The organism is Robinsoniella sp., from assembly GCF_034124845.1.
Genome location: NZ_JAWYAJ010000319.1, coordinates 1 through 2821, shown reverse-complemented (window position 1 = coordinate 2821; position 2821 = coordinate 1). Strand labels below are relative to the sequence as shown.

The 2821-nt window shown below is 40.7% G+C and carries 3 protein-coding genes and 1 pseudogene; all 4 read left to right on the top strand.

Annotated elements, in window-relative coordinates; genetic code table 11:
• Positions 1-7 precede the first annotated feature (7 nt).
• Positions 8-154, top strand: coding sequence for a diguanylate cyclase domain-containing protein (locus ACH2DQ_RS16110; RefSeq protein ID WP_395027416.1), 147 nt, complete (start codon positions 8-10; stop codon positions 152-154).
• Between the two features lie 225 nt (positions 155-379).
• Positions 380-1189 (top strand): class II aldolase/adducin family protein, encoded by an 810-nt coding sequence (locus ACH2DQ_RS16105; protein ID WP_027293691.1) that lies wholly within the window; start codon positions 380-382, stop codon positions 1187-1189.
• 14 nt (positions 1190-1203) lie between these two features.
• Positions 1204-2616: an aldehyde dehydrogenase family protein gene (locus ACH2DQ_RS16100; protein WP_394912450.1), complete on the top strand. Its 1413-nt coding sequence runs from the start codon at positions 1204-1206 to the stop codon at positions 2614-2616.
• 12 nt (positions 2617-2628) lie between these two features.
• Positions 2629-2821, top strand: a pseudogene (locus ACH2DQ_RS16095) (theronine dehydrogenase); the annotation flags it as partial.

Here is a 2821-nt window from a genome sequence, read left to right as displayed (position 1 = left end):
CTATAATATTACCGGGAGTCTTGGAATTGCCGTCTATCCAAAAGACGGAAAAGATTTTGACGGATTATACAAAAAGGCAGATCTGGCATTATATGAAGCAAAACGCCGGGGCAGAAACCAATATGTCTTCTATAAGCCCGGCATGATACAATGATAAATTTTTATCAAATCTTTGGATTTGGGATTGCGTGGTATTGTGTGGAGTGAAGAAAACCCTGTCCCCAAAATCTGTTAATTCCTCTGAAACCCTGTATTTTACAGGGTTTTTTTTGTCCTAAAAATTATTGAGAAAGATGTTGATTTTTAGTGGCATTCGTGTTAAAATAAATTAAACCAAAAATAAAACAACACAAACAAACATGTAAGGAGGATTTTTTTCATGGCTAATGAATATGAAATCAAAAAACAAATTTGTGAGATCGGTAAGAGAATTTACGACAGAAATATGGTTGCTGCAAACGACGGTAACATTTCAGTAAAAATAAGCGATAACGAGTTCTTATGTACACCAACAGGTGTTTCCAAAGGATTCATGACACCGGAATTTATCTGTAAAGTAGATGCAAAAGGAAATGTTCTTCAGGCAAACGGAAACTTCAGACCTTCATCTGAAATCAAAATGCATATGAGAGTTTACGAAAAAAGACCGGATGTTGGAGCAGTAGTACATGCTCATCCTACATTTGCAACAAGCTTTGCAATCGCAGGTATTCCTTTAACTCAGCCAATTATGCCGGAAGCAGTTATCGCTTTAGGATGCGTTCCGATCGCTGAATACGGTACACCTTCTACCGTTGAAATTCCAGATAACGTAGAAAAATACTTACCATATTATGATGCAGTATTACTGGAAAGCCACGGAGCTTTAACATGGAGCACAGACCTGTTAGCTGCTTACCACAAAATGGAATCTGTTGAATTCTACGCAGAGTTATTATACAAATCCAAAATGCTTGGCGGACCAAAGGAATTTGACAAAGAGCAGATCGCTAAATTATATGAAATCAGAAGACAGATGGGTCTTCCTGGAAAACATCCTGCAAATATCTGCGCTGAATTAGGTGGAAAATGCGGCGGCGGATGCCACTCAGCAGAAGGCTGCAACTGTGGATCTGCAAAAGCTGACGAACCTAGCGTTGAAGCAATCGTTGCTGAAGTGACAAAGAAAATCCTTGCTCAGATGAAATAAGGGGGTACCACATAATGGCTATTAACGAACAAGAAATTCAAGATATTGTTCGAAGCGTGTTAAAAGGCATGGGTACGACGGCGGATAAACCGGCAGGATCTTCTGAAAAATTACTGGGTGTATTTGATGATATCAATGATGCAATTGCAGCAGCAAAAGAAGCCCAGAAAGAAATTCAGCCAATGCCATTAGAGTTTCGTGAAAAGATCATCTCCAATATCCGTAAGAAGACACTGGAAAATGCAAAAATGTTTGCAGAGCTGGGTGTAGAAGAAACCGGAATGGGAAATGTAGGACATAAAATTTTAAAACACCAGCTGGTTGCTGAAAAGACCCCTGGAACAGAGGATCTTACTACAGTAGCATGGTCAGGAGACAGAGGACTTACTCTGGTGGAAATGGGACCGTTCGGAGTTATCGGTGCAGTTTGTCCGTCTACGAACCCTACGGAAACCGTAGTATGTAATTCTATCGGAATGATCGCAGCAGGAAACACAGTTGTATTTGCACCACATCCATCTGCTAAAAATGTTTCAAATCTGGCAATTGATATGATTAACAGAGCCAGTGTTGAAGTAGGCGGACCGGAAAATATAGCCGTTGCTGTAACAGAACCGACTATGGAAGTCAGTAAAGTAATTTTCTCACATAAAGATATCTCATTATTAGTAGCAACAGGAGGCCCGGGTGTAGTAACCACCGTTCTTTCTTCCGGTAAGAGAGCAATGGGAGCGGGCGCAGGAAATCCACCTGTTTTAGTTGATGAAACAGCTAATATCCCGAAAGCTGCGGAAGATATCATCAATGGATGTACATTTGACAATAACCTGCCTTGTATTGCTGAAAAGGAAGTTGTTGCAGTTGATATGATAGCGGACGAGCTGATCTACCATATGGAACAGGTTGGATGTTATCATGCAAACGCAGAAGAAGTTCAGAAATTAATCCAGACTGTTTTCAATGAGAAAAACGGTAAGAGAACCCTGAACAGACAGTGCGTTGGACGCAGTGCAAAAGTTCTTCTTAGCAAAATCGGAGTTACGGTTGGCGATGAAATCCGTTGTATCATATTCGAAGGTGAAAAAACAAATCCTATGATCTGGGAAGAGCTTATGATGCCGATTCTGGGTATCGTAAGAGTAAAGAATGTAGAAGAGGGTATGGGTATTGCCGTTGAATTAGAACATGGCAACAGACATTCCGCACATATGCATTCAACAAATGTAAATAACCTTACAAAGTTTGGTAAAATGATCGACACCGCGATCTTTGTTAAAAATGCCCCATCTTATGCAGCACTTGGATTTGGAGGAGAAGGATATCCTACTTTCACAATCTGCAGCCGTACAGGTGAAGGATTAACCTCCGCTAAAAACTTTACTAAGAGCAGAAGATGTGTAATGGGCGATGCACTTTGCATCAGATAAGGAGTGATAGACGTGGAAATGAATATAGAAGAAATCGTAAAACAGGTGCTTTCTGAAATGCAGGGTAATACCAGCAGTGCAGCACCGGCAGCAGCTCCTGTTAAAGCAGCTGGAACTATTCCGGCAACTTCAAAGGTAGCAATGCTGACAGCATTAGAACATTATGATATCAAAGAATTCCCGATTCCTGAAATCGGCGATGACG